This is a genomic window from Mesorhizobium sp. B2-4-15, assembly GCF_006658505.1.
GTDB lineage: Bacteria > Pseudomonadota > Alphaproteobacteria > Rhizobiales > Rhizobiaceae > Mesorhizobium.
The window spans coordinates 1-14,853 of sequence record NZ_VFUZ01000030.1 but is presented as its reverse complement, the minus strand read 5'-3'; the positions used below and the strand labels follow the sequence as shown (position 1 = coordinate 14,853).

The window sequence follows — 14,853 nt, the reverse complement described above, 5'->3', positions numbered from 1 at the left end:
ACGAAAACGATGAAAAAGGCACTGCTGCTGGGCACCACGGGGATCGCTGTAGCCCTTGCCATGCTGGCTTTCGGTTTCGTGGCCGGCAGCCCACAGATCGCGAAGGCCGGCACGGCACAGCCTGTCCAGGCGACTGTGGCCGATACCAAGATCGATCGCACCGAGGTCGAAGGAATCATCCGCGACTACCTCTTGAAGAACCCGGAAGTGCTGCTCGAGGTGCAGGACGCGCTCGAGGCCAAACAGAAGGAAGAGCAGCGCATCGCTCATCTTGGCGTCATCAAGGACGCCAAGGATCAGATCTTCAACTCCGCCTTCGACGGCGTCGTCGGCAATCCGAACGGCAAAGTGACGATCGTCGAGTTCTACGACTACAATTGCGGTTTCTGCAAACGCGCCATCGAGGACATGCGGGCGCTGACCAAAACCGATCCGGATCTGCGCTTCGTGCTCAAGGAATTCCCGATCCTCGGCCCGGATTCGCAGAAGGCGAGCTTCGTTTCGATGGCGTTTCACCTGATGATGCCGGAAAAGTACGGCGAGTTCCACAACGCGCTGCTTGGCGGCCAGGGACGCGCCACCGAGGCGACCGCGATCAAGATCGCGCTTTCGCTCGGCGCCGACGAGGCGACATTGCGCGAGAAGATGAAGGACCCGTCGATCCCCGAGGCCTTCTCCAAGACCTATGATCTCGCCAACAAGCTGTCGATCACCGGAACGCCGTCCTATGTCGTCGGCAACGAGGTCGTGTTCGGAGCTCTTGGTCAGCAAGTGCTTGCGGAAAAGATCGAGGCGGCGAAAGCCGCGCTTTGATCCGCCGCGGGTTTTGCTCACGGTCGCATTTCCGCCTGTTGTGGACAGTGAAAGAACGCACTTGCGCTCTTTTCGCGGGCGGCTATGCCCATTATAGAGAGCCAGCGCGGCGGTTTGATACCGGCGCCGGAAAAGGTCGGCTTTTTTGAAAACGGTTTTCGTCCTGAACGGTCCCAATCTCAACGCGCTCGGCAAGCGCGAGCCGGGCATCTATGGCGGCAAGACGCTTGCCGCGATCGCCGACGACTGCAAGCAGGCGGGCATATCGCTCGGGCTTGAGATCGATTTCCGCCAGTCGAACCACGAGGGCGACCTTGTCGACTGGATCCAGGAAGCCGGCGACAAGGCTGCCGGCATCGTCATCAACCCGGGCGCCTACAGCCATACATCGATCGCGATCCACGACGCTATTCGTTCGGTGGCGCCATTGCCGGTCGCCGAAGTTCATCTTTCCAACATCCACGCGCGGGAATCATTCCGCCATGTCTCCATGGTCGCGCCGGTCGCCGTCGGCATGATCTGTGGTTTTGGGCCGCTCGGCTACACGCTGGCGCTGCAGGCGCTGGCCGCACGCCTATGACCGGCCAACAAACAGAAGGCTCGAAAATGTCGATAAAGAAGACCGGTGTTGACCAGCAGCTTATCCGCGATCTTGCGGGTATACTGAACGACACCAACCTGACCGAGATCGAGGTTGAACTGGGCGACCTGAAGGTGCGCGTGTCACGGCAGGCACCTGCCGTCCACGCGATTGCCGCACCCCAGCCCACCTATGCGCCGGCGGCCGCCGGCCAGCCTGCCACCGCGGCCGCCCCGGCGGCAGCGGTCGACGTATCGAAGAACGCGGTGGCCTCGCCGATGGTCGGCACCGCCTACCTGGCGCCATCGCCGGACGCCAAGGCGTTCATCGAGATCGGCCAGAAGGTCAAGGAAGGCCAGACGCTGCTCATCATCGAAGCGATGAAGACGATGAACCAGATCCCCTCGCCGCGCGCCGGCACGGTGACGGCGATCCTGTTCGAGGACGCGCAGCCGGTCGAGTACGGCATGCCGCTCGTCGTGATCGAATAGAGCTGGCCGGATGTTCCAGAAGATCCTCATCGCCAATCGCGGCGAAATAGCGCTTCGGGTGCTCCGCGCCTGCAAGGAACTCGGCATCCAAACGGTGGTGGTGCATTCGACCGCCGACGCCGACGCCATGCATGTGCGGCTTGCCGACGAGAGCGTGTGCATTGGCCCGCCGCCATCGCGCGACAGCTATCTCAACATCCACCAGATCGTCGCGGCCTGCGAGATCACCGGCGCCGATGCCGTGCATCCGGGCTACGGCTTCCTGTCCGAAAACGCCAAGTTCGCCGATATCCTGGCCGCGCATAACATCACCTTCATCGGCCCGTCTGGCGACCATATCCGCATCATGGGCGACAAGATCGAGGCCAAACGTACCGCCAAGCGCCTCGGCATTCCGGTCGTGCCCGGTTCCGATGGCGCGGTGAGCGAGGACAAGGAAGCCAAGCGGATCGCCGCCGAGATCGGCTACCCCGTGATCATCAAGGCATCGGCCGGTGGCGGCGGACGCGGCATGAAGGTGGCCCACAGCGAGGCCGACCTCGAAGTCGCCTTGCAGACTGCGCGCTCGGAAGCGGGCGCCGCCTTCGGCGACGACGCCGTCTATATCGAGAAATACCTGCAGAAGCCGCGCCACATCGAAGTGCAGGTGTTCGGCGACGGCTTTGGCCGCGGCGTGCATTTCGGCGAGCGCGATTGTTCGCTGCAACGGCGTCACCAGAAAATCTGGGAAGAGGCTAATTCGCCAGCGCTCAATGCCGAGGAGCGGTCCCGAATCGGCGGCATCTGCGCCAAGGCCATCGCCGATCTCGGCTATTCCGGTGCCGGCACGATCGAATTCCTCTACGAGAACGGCGAGTTCTATTTCATCGAGATGAACACACGCCTGCAGGTCGAGCATCCGGTGACGGAAGCGATCACCGGCATCGATCTCGTGCACGAGCAGATCCGCGTTGCTTCCGGCGGCGGACTTTCGGTCAAGCAGGAAGACATCAAGTTCAATGGCCACGCCATCGAATGCCGCATCAATGCCGAGGATCCGCGCACCTTCACCCCCTCGCCCGGCACCATCACCCATTTCCATACACCTGGGGGTCTCGGCATCCGCGTCGATTCCGGCGTGTATTCCGGCTACAAGATCCCGCCTTACTACGACAGCCTGATCGGCAAGCTGATCGTGCATGGGCGCAATCGCGTCGAGTGCATGATGCGCCTGCGCCGGGCGCTCGATGAATTCGTCGTCGACGGCATCAAGACGACATTGCCGCTGTTTCGCGATCTGGTCGGCAATGCCGACATCGCCAATGGCGACTATGACATCCATTGGCTGGAAAAATATCTGGCCAAGGAAGAATAGTTCGGGGACGCGATGACCCGTCCTTACGCGCCTGGCTATCGCATACCCACCGACCTTCTGCTCAAGGCCTACGCCTCGGGCGTCTTCCCGATGGCCGAAAGCGCCGGTGATCCGGAGGTGTTCTGGGTGCGGCCGGAGACGCGCGGTATCATACCGCTCGATGATTTTCATATACCCAAAAGCCTGAAGAAGGCGATTCGCAGGAACCCGTTCGACATTCGCTTCGACTTCGATTTCGAGGCGACGATCGACGGCTGTGCCGAAAAGCGCGAGGAGCGTCGCTCGACCTGGATCAATGCGCCGATCCGCGAGGCCTATGTGCAACTGCACCGCATGGGTCATTGCCATTCGGTCGAGGCCTGGCGCGATGAGCGGCTGGTCGGCGGCCTCTATGGCGTCTCGCTCGGACGGGTGTTCTTCGGCGAAAGCATGTTTTCCAAGGAGACAGATGCGTCGAAGATCTGCCTCGTCCACCTTGTCGAACGCCTGAAGTCACGCGGTTTCGCGCTGCTTGACACGCAATTCACCACCGAGCACCTCAAGCGCTTCGGCGCGGTCGACGTGCCGCGCGGCAAGTATGAGAAGATGCTGGCGGAGGCTCTGAAGGGCGAAGCGGTCTTTTTCCCGTAAAGGATCTGCCTTACTTCACTGCGGCGGATTCCAGCGGCGTTTGCGAATGGAACATCATCTTCCAGCCGTTGACGCGATGGACGTAGCCGGTGCTGACCAGCGCTGCGTAGGGCTCGCCATTCTCGCGCGTCGCATGGGCCTCATAAGTCAGCATGACGATGTCGCTGCCGGGTTCGATTATTCCTTTGAGCTCGATGTCCAGACTGCGCCACCGGTTGGGCTTCGACGCGGTCTTGGCCAGATCGGCGTTATCCATGGCCTGCGCCATCTGCGGGAACGCCACAAGGCACTCGGTGTCCGCATTGGCCGCGTAGTAGGCCGCATCGCCTGTCCAGAACCCCTTTTCGAGTTCCAGCAATTCCGCCTTGTTGGCCGTAAGCCGCTTGCTGTCTGACATCGGAATATCCTCCACGCGCACCGATGCGCGGTCGTCGTGGTCCAACGCGTGGTGGCCGCGACGGTTCCGGAGGATCAGTTGGTCGTGGTCGTATCCGGTTCCATGGGGTCGGACTGTTCCACGTCCGGAGTGGCCACCGGCTTCGGCTTGGCCGAAGCGGGTTTGGGCTTGGCCGCGGCCGGCTTCGAAGCGTCGGCCTTGGTGGCGTCAGCCTTGGTGGCGTCTGGCGCCGGCACATCCGACTTCTGCTTGCATTCCTTCAACCAGACGTCATAGACGGCATGTTCGACGGCATTGAGACCCGGGCTTTCGGCAAACATCCAGCCGGTGAAGATGCGGCGGATCTTGCGGTCGAGCGTGATCTCGTCGACCTCGACGAAGGAATCGGTCTTCGGCTCCTCGTTCTGCGGCCGGGAATAGCAGACGCGCGGCGTCACCTGCAAAGCGCCGAACTGCACCGTCTCATTGATGTAGACATCGAAGGTGATGATGCGGCCGGTGATCTTGTCGATGCCGGCGAACTCGGCGACGGGATTGGTGATGCGATCGGATCCCGCGGGCGGCGCCGGCGCGGGTGCAGCGGGTGCAACCGGCGCGGGCGATGCCGCAAAGGCCGCGGTGCTGACGGCAAGGCTGGCGGCTAGCGTGAGACCGCCCGTCGATATCAGGTTGAAAAAACTCATACAGGGGTACCGGAGGTTCGCGCCCAGGTGATTTCGTCGATCGCCAAGGCTAATCGCCGTTTTCTGATCAGCAAGCAGCTAAACACCAATTGTGGCGATAAAGGACCGGCCTGAATCTTTGCGCCGTCACAAGCCGGGGCCGTTACGACCCGGGCGTCCAGGCGTCGTAGTCGCCCGTGACCTGCGGGCGATGTTGGTTGGTCAGCACCGAGCCCTTCGGGCGATAGGCCGCCGGCGTACCGGTCAGATTGGGCTCATGCGGCTTCTGCCAGTCGCGCGGCTTGTAATTGTCGCTCGGGGGTGCCGTATCGACCCGGTGATGGATCCAGCCATGCCAGCCGGGCGGGATCGCCGAGGCTTCCGAATAGTTGCGGTAGATGACCCAGCGGCGCGTGCGGCCTTCCGAATCGATGCCGCCCTCGTAATAGACATTGCCGGTCTCGTCCTGGCCGACTTTCTTGCCGAACCGCCAGGTGTGCAGGCGCGTCCCCAGCGTCTGGCTGTTCCACCAAGTGAAAAACTGCGTCAGGAAAGTCTTCATTTCGGAACCCTTCGCGCTGGCGGCGCCTATTTCCTGCTTATGGCGTCAGGCCTTCGCGAAGGCAAGGGTTTTGCCGCCGGGAGTGCGCAAATGGCGCGCCAGAGGCCCGACACGGGCCTGTGATCCCTGCAGGCGGCAGGATGCCCGCTTGCCAAGCCTTTCCGCTCTTTCTAAAGCTCAGCGCCGATGCGGGTATTCATCCGGCCACCGGCCGAAGGAGGTGACGATTGGCCACGCAATTGCCGACCACCGACGTTCGCATCGGCGCGGAGCTGATTCGTCGCCGCAAGGGCGGCACGCCCTTGGTCTGCCTCACAGCCTACACCTACCCCGTCGCTCGCCTGCTCGACCCCCATGTCGACCTGCTTCTGGTCGGTGACAGCGTCGCCATGGTTCTGCATGGCCATGAGACGACACTGGGCGCCTCGCTCGAGATGATGATCGCGCACGGTCAAGCCGTGATGCGGGGCTCTGCCAGGGCTTGCGTGGTTGTCGACATGCCGGCCGGGACCTATGAGGATTCGCCGGCGCGGGCGGTCGTCTCGGCGCGGCGCATCGTTGGCGAGACCGGCTGCCAGGCGGTGAAGCTCGAAGGTGGCGTCGGCATGGCCGGGCAGATCGCGGCGATCGTCGCCGCCGGCATTCCCGTGATGGGTCATATCGGCCTGCTGCCGCAATCCGTGGAAAAGGATGGCGGCTACAAGATCAAGGGCCGCACGGATGAGAATGTCGCGGCACTGATCGCCGACGCGCTCGCGGTCGAAAAGGCCGGAGCGTTCTCCGTGGTCATCGAAGGCACGATCGAGGCTGTCGCCGCCGATATCACACGCCGCATCGCCATACCGACCATCGGCATCGGCGCCAGCAGCGACTGCGACGGCCAGATCCTGGTGATCGACGACATGGTCGGGCTGACGGTCGACCGCGTGCCGAAATTCGTCAAGGAATACGCCGATCTGCGTAGCGTGATCGCGCAGGCCGCGCAGCGCTACGCATCGGAGGTGCGAAGCCGGACATTCCCCGGCCCCTCCCACATCTTTTCGAGCACGAACGGCGGAGATGAGGCATGAACCGGCCTGACGTCGTCGACAGCGTCGCCGCGCTTCGCGCGCGGGTCCGCGACTGGCGGCGCGATGGCCTGCGCGTCGCCATGGTGCCAACCATGGGCGCGTTGCATGACGGACATCTCTCCCTGATCCGGATCGCAAGGGAAAAAGCCGAGCGTTGCCTGGTGTCGATCTTCGTCAACCCGGCGCAGTTCGCGCCGAGCGAGGATCTCGACAAATACCCGCGCCAGCTCGCCCGCGATCTGGACCTGCTGGCAATGGTCAAGGCCGATCTTGCCTTCACACCGACGGTTGACGCGATGTATCCTGCCGGCTTTGCCACCAGGATCTCGGTCGGCGGCCCATCCGCCGGGCTCGAATCAGACTTTCGCCCCACCTTTTTCGAGGGCGTCGCCACCGTGGTGGCCAAACTCTTTCTGCAGGCCACGCCCGACTATGCGGTCTTCGGCGAAAAGGATTACCAGCAGCTCTGCGTCGTCAGGCAGCTCTGCCGCGACCTGGACCTGCCTGTCGAGGTCATCGGCGCGCCGACCATACGCGACACGCATGGCCTCGCCATGTCGTCACGTAACGCCTATCTCGGCGAGGACGAACTCCAGACCGCCCGGAAGTTCAACGTGATCCTGCGCAAGGCCGCAGCGGCGCTGGCGACGGATGCCGGTCAGGACGACGCGATCGCTGAAGCCATCCGCGCCTTGATCGCCACCGGTTTCCGGAAGGTCGACTATGTCGAGGCCCGCGAAAGCCTGACACTCGCGCCATGGCGGCACGACCGCGCGGGCCGCGTTCTCGCCGCCGCCTGGCTGGGAAAAACCAGGCTGATCGACAATGTGGCAGTTCCCGCCGCCCGAGTGTGAATTTCAGCCTCTCGATCCGGTTCGCGAATCGGCATGCGCAAAATGAGACCCGAATTTGCCGATACGCGAACTGTCGCTGCCGCGCTGCGCTCACGCTGACCTCGGCCTTTCCCTTTCCCTATCCCTACCCTGCTCTCTGGATCTATTCCTCGGTCGGCATATGCAGGTACATCGACTGGATGCCGACGCGGCCCGGGCCGGTGAAGCGATTGACGATGAAGTTCATGTTGGCGCCGAAGAAGCCGCTCGACAGGCGGTCGATCTTGGTTTCCATCCTGACCGAGGCATCCTTGAACAGCCAGCCGCCCGGCTCGATGTCGATGGTCTCGCCCGGTGCGAGCGTCTTTTCAAAGACGTTGCCGTAACCGTGCAGCCAGACGATGCCGTCGCCGGTATCGCCGCGAAACCGGTCGATGAAGAAGCCGCTCTGGCCGAACAGCATCGTCGCCAAGCCTCGTACACGCTCGAATGTATAGTCGATGTTGCCGGTGGCGGCGAGAAACTGATGTTCGCGCACCTGGATTTCCTCGCCGCGCCTGAGGTGGATCGGCACGATGTGACCGGGCCCGTCGCGGCTGAAGGCGATGATGCCCGGCCCCGATGCTTCGGTGACGAAAATCTGCATGCCGGCCATCATGCGCTTCAGTGCGCCCTTAAGCGATTTCAGGCCGATGGTGATGCTGGAGTTCTTCCACAACAGGATGTGGTGCTCGAAATAAACCGGCATGCGCGTCACATCGACCGAAAGCACGGGCACAAGTTCGCCCGCTATGTGATAGGTGACGCCGCCAAAGGTTTCGTCCGACACCTGTGTCGGCATCAGTTCCGGCAAGCTTGGCATAATTCCCCCCGCTGGCCAGGGCCGGTTTATTCCGGCTTCCGCATGGTCAGTTGGGTCAGCTTTGGTGCCGGATGCTTGGGCCGTCAAACGAAAACAGGGTCTCGGGCGCACCGCTCTCGCGAAGGTGATCCGGCCGCGGGCAAACAAATGAAATCAGACGGCAAGAGCCCTGCGGTAGACAAGCGTCGGCTTTCCGGACGAACCGCCCTGCTCACCGGCCTGCGCTGAGCGCACAAAGCCATTGGCTTCATAGAAGGCGATCGCTCGCGCGTTCTGCTCCTCGACCTCGAGGCTGACGGCGCTGGCTTCAGGAAAGCTCTCGATAATCTCGTCCAGCAGCATCCCGCCGATGCCGCGCCCCTGCAGGCTTGGCAGCACGTAAAGCTGCTTCAGGGTTACCAATTTGCCGCCGTCCGTACCTTCGGCAAAAGCCACGCCGCCAATGCGCTTGCCATCGTCAGCAACGAGGAACTCCGCATTGGGCTTTGCCAGCCGGGACCTTAGCACCTCGATGGAATGCCATTTACCGGTGATCTCGGTAACCCGTTCTGAACCGTAGATCGCATCGTAGGTCGCATGCCAGGTTTCGACCAGCAGCGCGCGGATGGCACCGAGGTCGCGCTCTCCGGCGGTGCGCACGAACATGGCGGCTACTCTATGCCGAGCTTGGCTTTGACGAGGTCGTTGACCGCCTGCGGGTTGGCCTTGCCGCCGGTTGCCTTCATCACCTGACCGACGAACCAGCCGGCCATGGTCGGCTTGGCGCGCGCCTGTTCGACCTTGTCCGGATTGGCCGCTATCACCTCGTCGACCGCCTTCTCGATGGCGCCGGTGTCGGTGACCTGCTTCATGCCACGGCTTTCGACCAGTTGGCGCGGATCGCCGCCCTCGTTCCAGACGATCTCGAACAGGTCCTTGGCGATCTTGCCGGAAATCGTGCCATCCTTGATCAGGTCGATGACGGCACCAAGCTGATCGGGCGAAACCGGAGAGCTTTCAATGTCCTTGCCGGCCTTGTTCAATTGTCCGAGCAGATCGTTGATGACCCAGTTGGCGGCGAGCTTGCCGTCGCGGCCGGCAGCCACCTTCTCGAAATAATCGGCGATCGACTTCTCCGACACCAGGATCGAGGCATCATAGGTCGACAGGCCGAGCGAGGAGACCAACCGCGCCTTCTTGTCGTCGGGCAGTTCCGGCAGTTCCCTGGCCAGCGCATCGACATAGGCCTGGTCGAACTCCAGCGGCAGAAGATCGGGATCGGGGAAATAGCGGTAGTCGTGCGCCTCTTCCTTGGAGCGCATCGAGCGGGTCTCGCCTTTGACGGCGTCGAACAGCCGTGTCTCCTGTTCGATCTTGCCGCCGTCCTCCAGAATGGCGATCTGGCGGCGCGCCTCATAATCGATGGCCTGGCCGATGAAGCGGATCGAGTTCATGTTCTTGATCTCGCAGCGCGTGCCGAAGGCACCCCCTGGCCGGCGTACCGAGACGTTGACGTCGGCACGAAGCGAGCCTTCGTCCATGTTGCCGTCGCAGGTGCCGAGATAGCGCATGATGGTGCGCAGCTTCGTCACATAGGCCTTGGCTTCGTCGCCTGAGCGCATGTCGGGCTTCGACACGATCTCCATCAGCGCGACGCCGGAGCGATTGAGGTCGACATAGGACATGGTCGGGTGCTGGTCGTGCATCGACTTGCCGGCATCCTGTTCCAGATGCAGCCGCTCGATGCCGACCTCTATATCCTCGAATTCGCCCTGGCGGTCAGGGCCGACAGAGACGATCACCGTGCCCTCGCCCACGATCGGCTGCTTGAACTGCGAGATCTGGTAGCCCTGCGGCAGGTCGGGGTAAAAATAGTTCTTCCGGTCGAAGACCGACTTGTGGTTGATCTGCGCCTTCAGGCCGAGGCCGGTGCGGATCGCCTGGTTGACGCATTCCTCGTTGATCACGGGCAGCATGCCCGGCATCGCCGCATCGACCAGGCTGACATTGGCATTGGGTGCCGCACCGAAAGCGGTCGAAGCGCCAGAGAAAAGTTTTGCCTCCGAAATGACCTGCGCGTGCACCTCGAGGCCGATGATGATCTCCCAGTCGCCGGTGGCGCCTGATATCAGGCGTTTTGCGTCGGGTGTGCGGGTATCGATGATGCTCATAGCCTGCCGTCAAATTTCGGATGAATGCCGAATGCGCTGCACATTCAGCAGGTACAAATCGTACCCGCTTCGCTAGTGCAAACCGCCAAAAGAGACAAGCGCAAACCCTGCTGTGGGACAGCGCATCCTCCACCTGCTCGCACGGAGCGGACGCGTTGAAATCGAAAGAACCAGAAGAAACGGATCACCTCAGTCAAATGCCTGACCCGTGACGGCTGCCATTATGCCGGCGTCGATCTCGACCTTTTTCGGAAGCTGGAAACGCAACAAGACGGTTCCGTCGTCGGACGGCGGTCCCTACCGCACCAAGGCGCGGGCTGGAACTCGTCCGCTCCGAACTCGACAAGCGTAGACCATCGGTTCCGCCGGTCAGCCCTCCGACCGGCGGTTTCTTTCGCCGCTCAGGCGGTGGCGATGTAGGCGCGTATTTCCTCAGCCTCGCGCTCGACATCCTCGATGCGACGCTTGACCACGTCGCCGATGGATATGATGCCATCCAGCAGGCCGTCCTTCTCCACGGGCAGATGGCGGAAGCGGCCCCTGGTCATGATCTCCATCACCTCGTTGACGGTGTGGTTCTCATTGCAGATCTTCACCTTCGGCGTCATGGCCGAGCGCACCGCAATGTCGAGCGCGGCGGCTCCTTCCTTGGCGATCACCCGCACGATGTCACGCTCGGAGAGAATGCCGACGATCTTTCGATCGCCATTGGTGATAACCAGTGCGCCGATCTTGTGTTCTGTAAGGATGCGAATGGCTTCGCTGAGTTTTTCGTTTGGCCCGAGCGTCAACACGTCATGGCCTTTTTGCTCGAGAATGGCCTTAACCGTCATGGCGTCCTCCTCTGCTTTGCCAACCGGTTCCTGCCCTGGCCGGCTTTCACTTGAGAGTGAACATCGTGCGCCGTGATCGGTTGCATTTCAAGTGTGGTCGGAGGCTTCCCACTCGAGCGCCTGCCATCGGCGGTCGAACCAGCGCAGGCCGAAGAAGCCGGCGACAAAACCGCCAATGTGGGCCTCCCAGGCGATCTGGCCGTCTACCCCGGGGGCAAAGCCAAGCAGGCCAGTGGCGAGATTGATGATCATCCACATGGCGAGGAAGATCACGACGCCGCGCGAGCGCAAAACAACCGCGATCGGCAGCACGGGACCGGCGAAGGCCGCCTTGCCGGCCGAACGGTCGGTGCGGAAGCCGAAACGCGCCGCCGCACCCATCATGCCCGATATGGCGCCAGATGCACCCACCAGCGGCGCCTCGCCATAGGGGTGCATGGCCCAGAACAGCGCCACGGAAGCCAGGCCGGTGACAGCGAAGAACAGGGCGAACCGGAACCCGCCAAGGCGATTGGCCAGTGGCGAGCCAAAGGCGGCGAGCCAGACCATGTTGATGGCGATATGGGCAAAGCCGCCATGCATGAAGGCATAGGTGAAGGGGCGGGTGAACAGGAACCAGTCGAAGCCGTATTGCCCGGTGTAAAGGACAGGGATGAAGGCCCCGTCGTACAGCAGCATCATTTGCTGCGCCTCGCTGAGCACGTACTGCTGCAGCAGATAGACGACCGCGCAAATGCCGATCACCGCCAGCACGATCGGCGGCAGGTTGAACACCGGCTCGCGCGCCGGCGGAGGCGCGCTCTCGACCTGTTCGGTCTCGGAAGGATTTACCGGTTCGCTCATCTGCAATCGCACTCGGTGCTGGTTCGATCTTGGCGAGCATCTAGATCACCGCCAATGGAACCGCAAACGGCGAATCGTCCCGGTGCGAATCAAAAAAGAAGCCGTCCAAGGTTTCCCTTGAACGGCTGGTCGAGTCCCCTATTCCCCCGAAACTCTTGACTGAAGTGCTGCCGATCGTCACGAAACGACCGCTTTTGGAGTGGTTTTGGTGTGCCACAGGGCTCGCTCAGGCGCAACGTAAACCACTTGTTAACCTTAACGGCCCCGACCCGTGAACAAGTCTTAACGACGCTGGCACGCTTCCTGCTCCGCAACGCATGTAGGTCATCGGAGGGCGCCCTTCTGTTCACCGATGGGACATCAGACGACAGAATGCGCGGAGCAGCATGCCATGAACCAAAACGGATCGATCACGCTGTTCCATTATTGGAACCGACTGCGTGACGGGCGCCCTGCTCCGAAGCGATCGGAAGTCGAGCCGGCCGATATCAAGTCGCTGTTGGCCGATACGTTCATCCTGGAAAGGGACACCCGCGGGCAAGCCGTATTCCGCCTCGCCGGCACCAGGCTCTGCGCCTGCTATGGCCGCGAACTCAAGGGGTTCTCCTTCCCGTCATTGTGGCGCGAGAAGGATCAGCGGCTGGTCTCGCGGCTGATTCATGGGGTTTTCGAACAGAAATCCGCCGTGCTGATCATGTTCGAGGGCTTCAGCCGCAACGACCGTTCCAACAAGTTCGAATTGCTTGCCTTGCCGCTTGACGGCGGCGTCGAAAACCCGCGCTGCCTCGGCGTGGTCAGCGCTGCTGAGAAGCCATTCTGGCTGGGCGCCGACCCGATCACGGACGCACTGATCGATTCTATCCGCGTCATCGACCCGGAGAAGGAGCTCCTGAACAACCGTCCGGCGATCAGCGTTCCCTCGCTCGTTCCCGACGACATCGAGGCGCCCGAAACGATCTCGGCACTCGGCCGCGCGCGCCGCATTCGCCATCTCGTCGTCTTCGATGGCGGGCGCGAGGAATAGTTGACGATCCTACGGTCCGGCCAGCCCGTTTTTCCCCTTTGTTAACCCGCTTTGTTGTACTTCTCTGCTGAAGTTCCTCGCATCCACGCGCGGGAATGCCAAACGGGGTGTAGGCAGTCATGAGGTCAGCGGCGGTCGACTATACGCCGTCCCAAGCTGAAAGGCGTAACTTTCAGCGCGTCCGGGTCAAGATATACGGGCGATTCATGCTGGAAGACCGCACCGAGCATCCTTGCCAGGTCGTCGACATGTCGCCCGGCAACGTTGCACTTCGCACCGACCGCGTCGGCATGCCGGGCGAAAAGGTCATCGCCTATATCGACCATATCGGCCGCATCGAGGGCGTCGTCACCCGTACGCTGCAGGACGGCTTCGCGATGACCGTCATTGCGTCCGACCGCAAGAAGGACAAGCTTGCCGCGCAATTGACCTGGCTTGCCAACAAGCACGAGCTTGACCTGCCAGAAGACCGCCGCCACGAGCGCGTGGCGCCGCGCAACCCGACCAGCGTGCTGCAGCTCACCGATGGCCGTCAATACCAGTGCCGGATCATCGACCTATCTTTGTCCGGCGCCGCGATCGAGATCGACGTCAAGCCGGCGATCGGCGTCCAGGTCATGCTGGGCACCATGCGTGGCCAGGTCGTTCGTCATTTCGAAGATGGCGTCGCCATCGAGTTCGCCGTGATCCAGCGCCCCGAGACGCTTGATTCCGAGTTCAATACGCCGCGCGCCTGACCGGATCGGACAGCACGCCCCAATCAAACCGGCCTTCGCGGCCGGTTTTTTGTTGTGGCGACGCCATTGAATTTCTCGCAAGCGCCAGAACCGCTCGGACAGCCCAAGCCCGTCATCTGTGGCGCATGGCGCAAGCCTCATATCTAAAGGGCCGGACGGGATCCAAACAAATCAATACTCAAATGATTCAAATTTTATGTTTATTCTACAGGAGTTTTACTTAAAATCTACTTCGCACCTTTGCGTCAAATAAATCCGCCTGTGGCAATGTCTCCTTCGAACGGGGAGACTAGAAATGAAAAGAACGAGGGGCAAGCTGTTGCTGATGGCAATGGCGATACAGCTTTCCGCTTGGGGATCAGCATATGCCGCGGGACCGGCCTATATGCACACCGGCGGCCGCACCACACAGCCCGTTGGCCATTATGAATTCTGCCAGCGCATCCCTGGCGAATGCAACGAAAAGACGCCAAAGGGAGCGCCGGTCGAGCTGACCCGCAAGCTCTGGGCGACGATTGTCAATATCAACAATTCAGTCAATACCCGCATCAAGCCGCGCACCGACATGGAAAACTACGGTGTCGAGGAGTACTGGGCCTATCCGGATAATGGCTATGGCGATTGCGAGGATTACGCGCTGGAAAAGCGCCGCGAACTCATGGATGTTGGCGTGGCTGCCGGCGACCTGCTGATGACGGTCGCGCGCCAGCCCAATGGCGACGGCCACGCCGTGCTGACCGTGCGCACCAGCCTTGGTGAGTTCATTCTCGACAATCTTGAAACCAAGGTGCTGTCCTGGACGGACACCGACTACACCTATCTCAAGCGTCAATCGACGGAGAATTCCGGCGTTTGGGTGACGATCAACGACGGCCGCTCCGACGCGGTCGCCAGCGTCCGCTAAGGACGCGGATGCAGGCCGCGGCTTTGGGACGGCGGCGTGCATGAACCGAGATCAAGCGCGTCGCGTTGACGCGACGCGCTTAAGGAGAAACCCGGTCGAGTCCCCACC

General features: G+C 61.9%; 18 protein-coding genes and 1 pseudogene. 11 read left to right on the top strand and 8 right to left on the bottom strand.

The window, feature by feature from the left end; translation table 11 throughout:
• Positions 1-9 precede the first annotated feature (9 nt).
• From FJ930_RS25960 to aat, 5 genes are all read left to right on the top strand, one after another.
• Complete coding sequence (locus tag FJ930_RS25960; protein WP_140747411.1) at positions 10-813, top strand: DsbA family protein; 804 nt, start codon at positions 10-12, stop codon at positions 811-813.
• 145 nt (positions 814-958) lie between these two features.
• Positions 959-1,393: a type II 3-dehydroquinate dehydratase gene (aroQ, locus tag FJ930_RS25955; protein ID WP_141840661.1), complete on the top strand. Its 435-nt coding sequence runs from the start codon at positions 959-961 to the stop codon at positions 1,391-1,393.
• A gap of 26 nt (positions 1,394-1,419) precedes the next feature.
• Complete coding sequence (accB, locus tag FJ930_RS25950; RefSeq protein ID WP_140747405.1) at positions 1,420-1,884, top strand: acetyl-CoA carboxylase biotin carboxyl carrier protein; 465 nt, start codon at positions 1,420-1,422, stop codon at positions 1,882-1,884.
• Positions 1,885-1,894: 10 nt separating this feature from the next.
• Positions 1,895-3,238, top strand: a complete 1,344-nt coding sequence (gene accC, locus FJ930_RS25945) for an acetyl-CoA carboxylase biotin carboxylase subunit (protein WP_141840660.1) — start codon at positions 1,895-1,897, stop codon at positions 3,236-3,238.
• 12 nt (positions 3,239-3,250) lie between these two features.
• Positions 3,251-3,868, top strand: coding sequence for a leucyl/phenylalanyl-tRNA--protein transferase (aat, locus tag FJ930_RS25940; protein ID WP_141840659.1), 618 nt, complete (start codon positions 3,251-3,253; stop codon positions 3,866-3,868).
• Between the two features lie 10 nt (positions 3,869-3,878).
• Here aat and FJ930_RS25935 read toward each other — a convergent pair whose 3' ends face one another.
• The 3 genes from FJ930_RS25935 to FJ930_RS25925 all read right to left on the bottom strand — a co-directional run bounded on the left by FJ930_RS25935 (position 3,879) and on the right by FJ930_RS25925 (position 5,489).
• Entirely contained in the window at positions 3,879-4,265 is a 387-nt protein-coding gene (locus tag FJ930_RS25935) for a hypothetical protein (protein WP_141840658.1), read from the bottom strand.
• A 74-nt stretch (positions 4,266-4,339) separates the two neighbouring features.
• Complete coding sequence (locus tag FJ930_RS25930) at positions 4,340-4,948, bottom strand: DUF2155 domain-containing protein (protein ID WP_140747396.1); 609 nt, start codon at positions 4,946-4,948, stop codon at positions 4,340-4,342.
• A gap of 142 nt (positions 4,949-5,090) precedes the next feature.
• On the bottom strand, positions 5,091-5,489 hold the full coding sequence (locus tag FJ930_RS25925) for an NADH:ubiquinone oxidoreductase subunit NDUFA12 (RefSeq protein WP_140607477.1): 399 nt from the start codon (positions 5,487-5,489) through the stop codon (positions 5,091-5,093).
• A gap of 227 nt (positions 5,490-5,716) precedes the next feature.
• On the opposite strand from FJ930_RS25925, the gene panB reads away from it, so the two are divergent.
• Together panB and panC are read left to right on the top strand one after the other, a co-directional pair.
• On the top strand, positions 5,717-6,559 hold the full coding sequence (gene panB / locus FJ930_RS25920; protein WP_140747390.1) for a 3-methyl-2-oxobutanoate hydroxymethyltransferase: 843 nt from the start codon (positions 5,717-5,719) through the stop codon (positions 6,557-6,559).
• A complete protein-coding gene (gene panC / locus FJ930_RS25915) occupies positions 6,556-7,413 on the top strand; it encodes a pantoate--beta-alanine ligase (protein ID WP_141840657.1) in 858 nt (285 codons plus the stop codon). Before panB ends, panC begins: the two co-directional genes overlap by 4 nt.
• A 142-nt stretch (positions 7,414-7,555) precedes the next feature.
• Here the strand turns inward: panC and FJ930_RS25910 are convergent, their stop codons facing one another.
• The 3 genes from FJ930_RS25910 to gatB form a co-directional block, all read right to left on the bottom strand.
• The gene (locus tag FJ930_RS25910) at positions 7,556-8,254 is read right to left on the bottom strand and encodes an AIM24 family protein (RefSeq protein ID WP_141840656.1); all 699 of its coding nucleotides are present in this window, start codon (positions 8,252-8,254) and stop codon (positions 7,556-7,558) included.
• 153 nt (positions 8,255-8,407) lie between these two features.
• Positions 8,408-8,899 (bottom strand): GNAT family N-acetyltransferase, encoded by a 492-nt coding sequence (locus tag FJ930_RS25905; RefSeq protein WP_141840655.1) that lies wholly within the window; start codon positions 8,897-8,899, stop codon positions 8,408-8,410.
• Between the two features lie 5 nt (positions 8,900-8,904).
• Positions 8,905-10,404 (bottom strand): Asp-tRNA(Asn)/Glu-tRNA(Gln) amidotransferase subunit GatB, encoded by a 1,500-nt coding sequence (gene gatB, locus FJ930_RS25900; protein ID WP_141840654.1) that lies wholly within the window; start codon positions 10,402-10,404, stop codon positions 8,905-8,907.
• Between the two features lie 112 nt (positions 10,405-10,516).
• On the opposite strand from gatB, the pseudogene FJ930_RS25895 reads away from it, so the two are divergent.
• Positions 10,517-10,754: pseudogene (locus tag FJ930_RS25895) on the top strand (YjhX family toxin); the annotation flags it as partial.
• A gap of 51 nt (positions 10,755-10,805) precedes the next feature.
• On the opposite strand, the gene FJ930_RS25890 reads toward FJ930_RS25895, so the two are convergent.
• Both FJ930_RS25890 and FJ930_RS25885 read right to left on the bottom strand, forming a co-directional pair.
• Positions 10,806-11,237 (bottom strand): CBS domain-containing protein, encoded by a 432-nt coding sequence (locus FJ930_RS25890; RefSeq protein WP_140607483.1) that lies wholly within the window; start codon positions 11,235-11,237, stop codon positions 10,806-10,808.
• 87 nt (positions 11,238-11,324) lie between these two features.
• On the bottom strand, positions 11,325-12,080 hold the full coding sequence (locus FJ930_RS25885; protein ID WP_141840653.1) for a rhomboid family intramembrane serine protease: 756 nt from the start codon (positions 12,078-12,080) through the stop codon (positions 11,325-11,327).
• A gap of 391 nt (positions 12,081-12,471) precedes the next feature.
• Here FJ930_RS25885 and FJ930_RS25880 point away from each other — a divergent pair, with 391 nt between their 5' ends.
• The 3 genes from FJ930_RS25880 to FJ930_RS25870 all read left to right on the top strand — a co-directional run bounded on the left by FJ930_RS25880 (position 12,472) and on the right by FJ930_RS25870 (position 14,745).
• Positions 12,472-13,104, top strand: a complete 633-nt coding sequence (locus FJ930_RS25880) for a PAS domain-containing protein (RefSeq protein ID WP_140747372.1) — start codon at positions 12,472-12,474, stop codon at positions 13,102-13,104.
• Positions 13,105-13,223: 119 nt separating this feature from the next.
• The gene (locus FJ930_RS25875; RefSeq protein ID WP_141840652.1) at positions 13,224-13,841 is read left to right on the top strand and encodes a PilZ domain-containing protein; all 618 of its coding nucleotides are present in this window, start codon (positions 13,224-13,226) and stop codon (positions 13,839-13,841) included.
• Between the two features lie 295 nt (positions 13,842-14,136).
• Positions 14,137-14,745: a transglutaminase-like cysteine peptidase gene (locus FJ930_RS25870; protein WP_141840651.1), complete on the top strand. Its 609-nt coding sequence runs from the start codon at positions 14,137-14,139 to the stop codon at positions 14,743-14,745.
• Positions 14,746-14,853: the final 108 nt, after the last annotated feature.

Excerpts from the sequence above, each read along its gene's own strand:
- FJ930_RS25960 (WP_140747411.1), top strand. The coding sequence starts at position 10 with ATGAAAAAGGCACTGCTGCTGGGCACCACGGGGATCGCTGTAGCCCTT.
- accB (WP_140747405.1), top strand. The coding sequence starts at position 1,420 with ATGTCGATAAAGAAGACCGGTGTTGACCAGCAGCTTATCCGCGATCTT.
- accC (WP_141840660.1), top strand. The coding sequence starts at position 1,895 with ATGTTCCAGAAGATCCTCATCGCCAATCGCGGCGAAATAGCGCTTCGG.
- aat (WP_141840659.1), top strand. The coding sequence starts at position 3,251 with ATGACCCGTCCTTACGCGCCTGGCTATCGCATACCCACCGACCTTCTG.
- FJ930_RS25935 (WP_141840658.1), bottom strand. The coding sequence starts at position 4,265 with ATGTCAGACAGCAAGCGGCTTACGGCCAACAAGGCGGAATTGCTGGAA.
- FJ930_RS25930 (WP_140747396.1), bottom strand. The coding sequence starts at position 4,948 with ATGAGTTTTTTCAACCTGATATCGACGGGCGGTCTCACGCTAGCCGCC.
- FJ930_RS25925 (WP_140607477.1), bottom strand. The coding sequence starts at position 5,489 with ATGAAGACTTTCCTGACGCAGTTTTTCACTTGGTGGAACAGCCAGACG.
- panC (WP_141840657.1), top strand. The coding sequence starts at position 6,556 with ATGAACCGGCCTGACGTCGTCGACAGCGTCGCCGCGCTTCGCGCGCGG.
- FJ930_RS25910 (WP_141840656.1), bottom strand. The coding sequence starts at position 8,254 with ATGCCAAGCTTGCCGGAACTGATGCCGACACAGGTGTCGGACGAAACC.
- FJ930_RS25905 (WP_141840655.1), bottom strand. The coding sequence starts at position 8,899 with ATGTTCGTGCGCACCGCCGGAGAGCGCGACCTCGGTGCCATCCGCGCG.
- gatB (WP_141840654.1), bottom strand. The coding sequence starts at position 10,404 with ATGAGCATCATCGATACCCGCACACCCGACGCAAAACGCCTGATATCA.
- FJ930_RS25890 (WP_140607483.1), bottom strand. The coding sequence starts at position 11,237 with ATGACGGTTAAGGCCATTCTCGAGCAAAAAGGCCATGACGTGTTGACG.
- FJ930_RS25885 (WP_141840653.1), bottom strand. The coding sequence starts at position 12,080 with ATGAGCGAACCGGTAAATCCTTCCGAGACCGAACAGGTCGAGAGCGCG.
- FJ930_RS25880 (WP_140747372.1), top strand. The coding sequence starts at position 12,472 with ATGAACCAAAACGGATCGATCACGCTGTTCCATTATTGGAACCGACTG.
- FJ930_RS25875 (WP_141840652.1), top strand. The coding sequence starts at position 13,224 with ATGAGGTCAGCGGCGGTCGACTATACGCCGTCCCAAGCTGAAAGGCGT.
- FJ930_RS25870 (WP_141840651.1), top strand. The coding sequence starts at position 14,137 with ATGAAAAGAACGAGGGGCAAGCTGTTGCTGATGGCAATGGCGATACAG.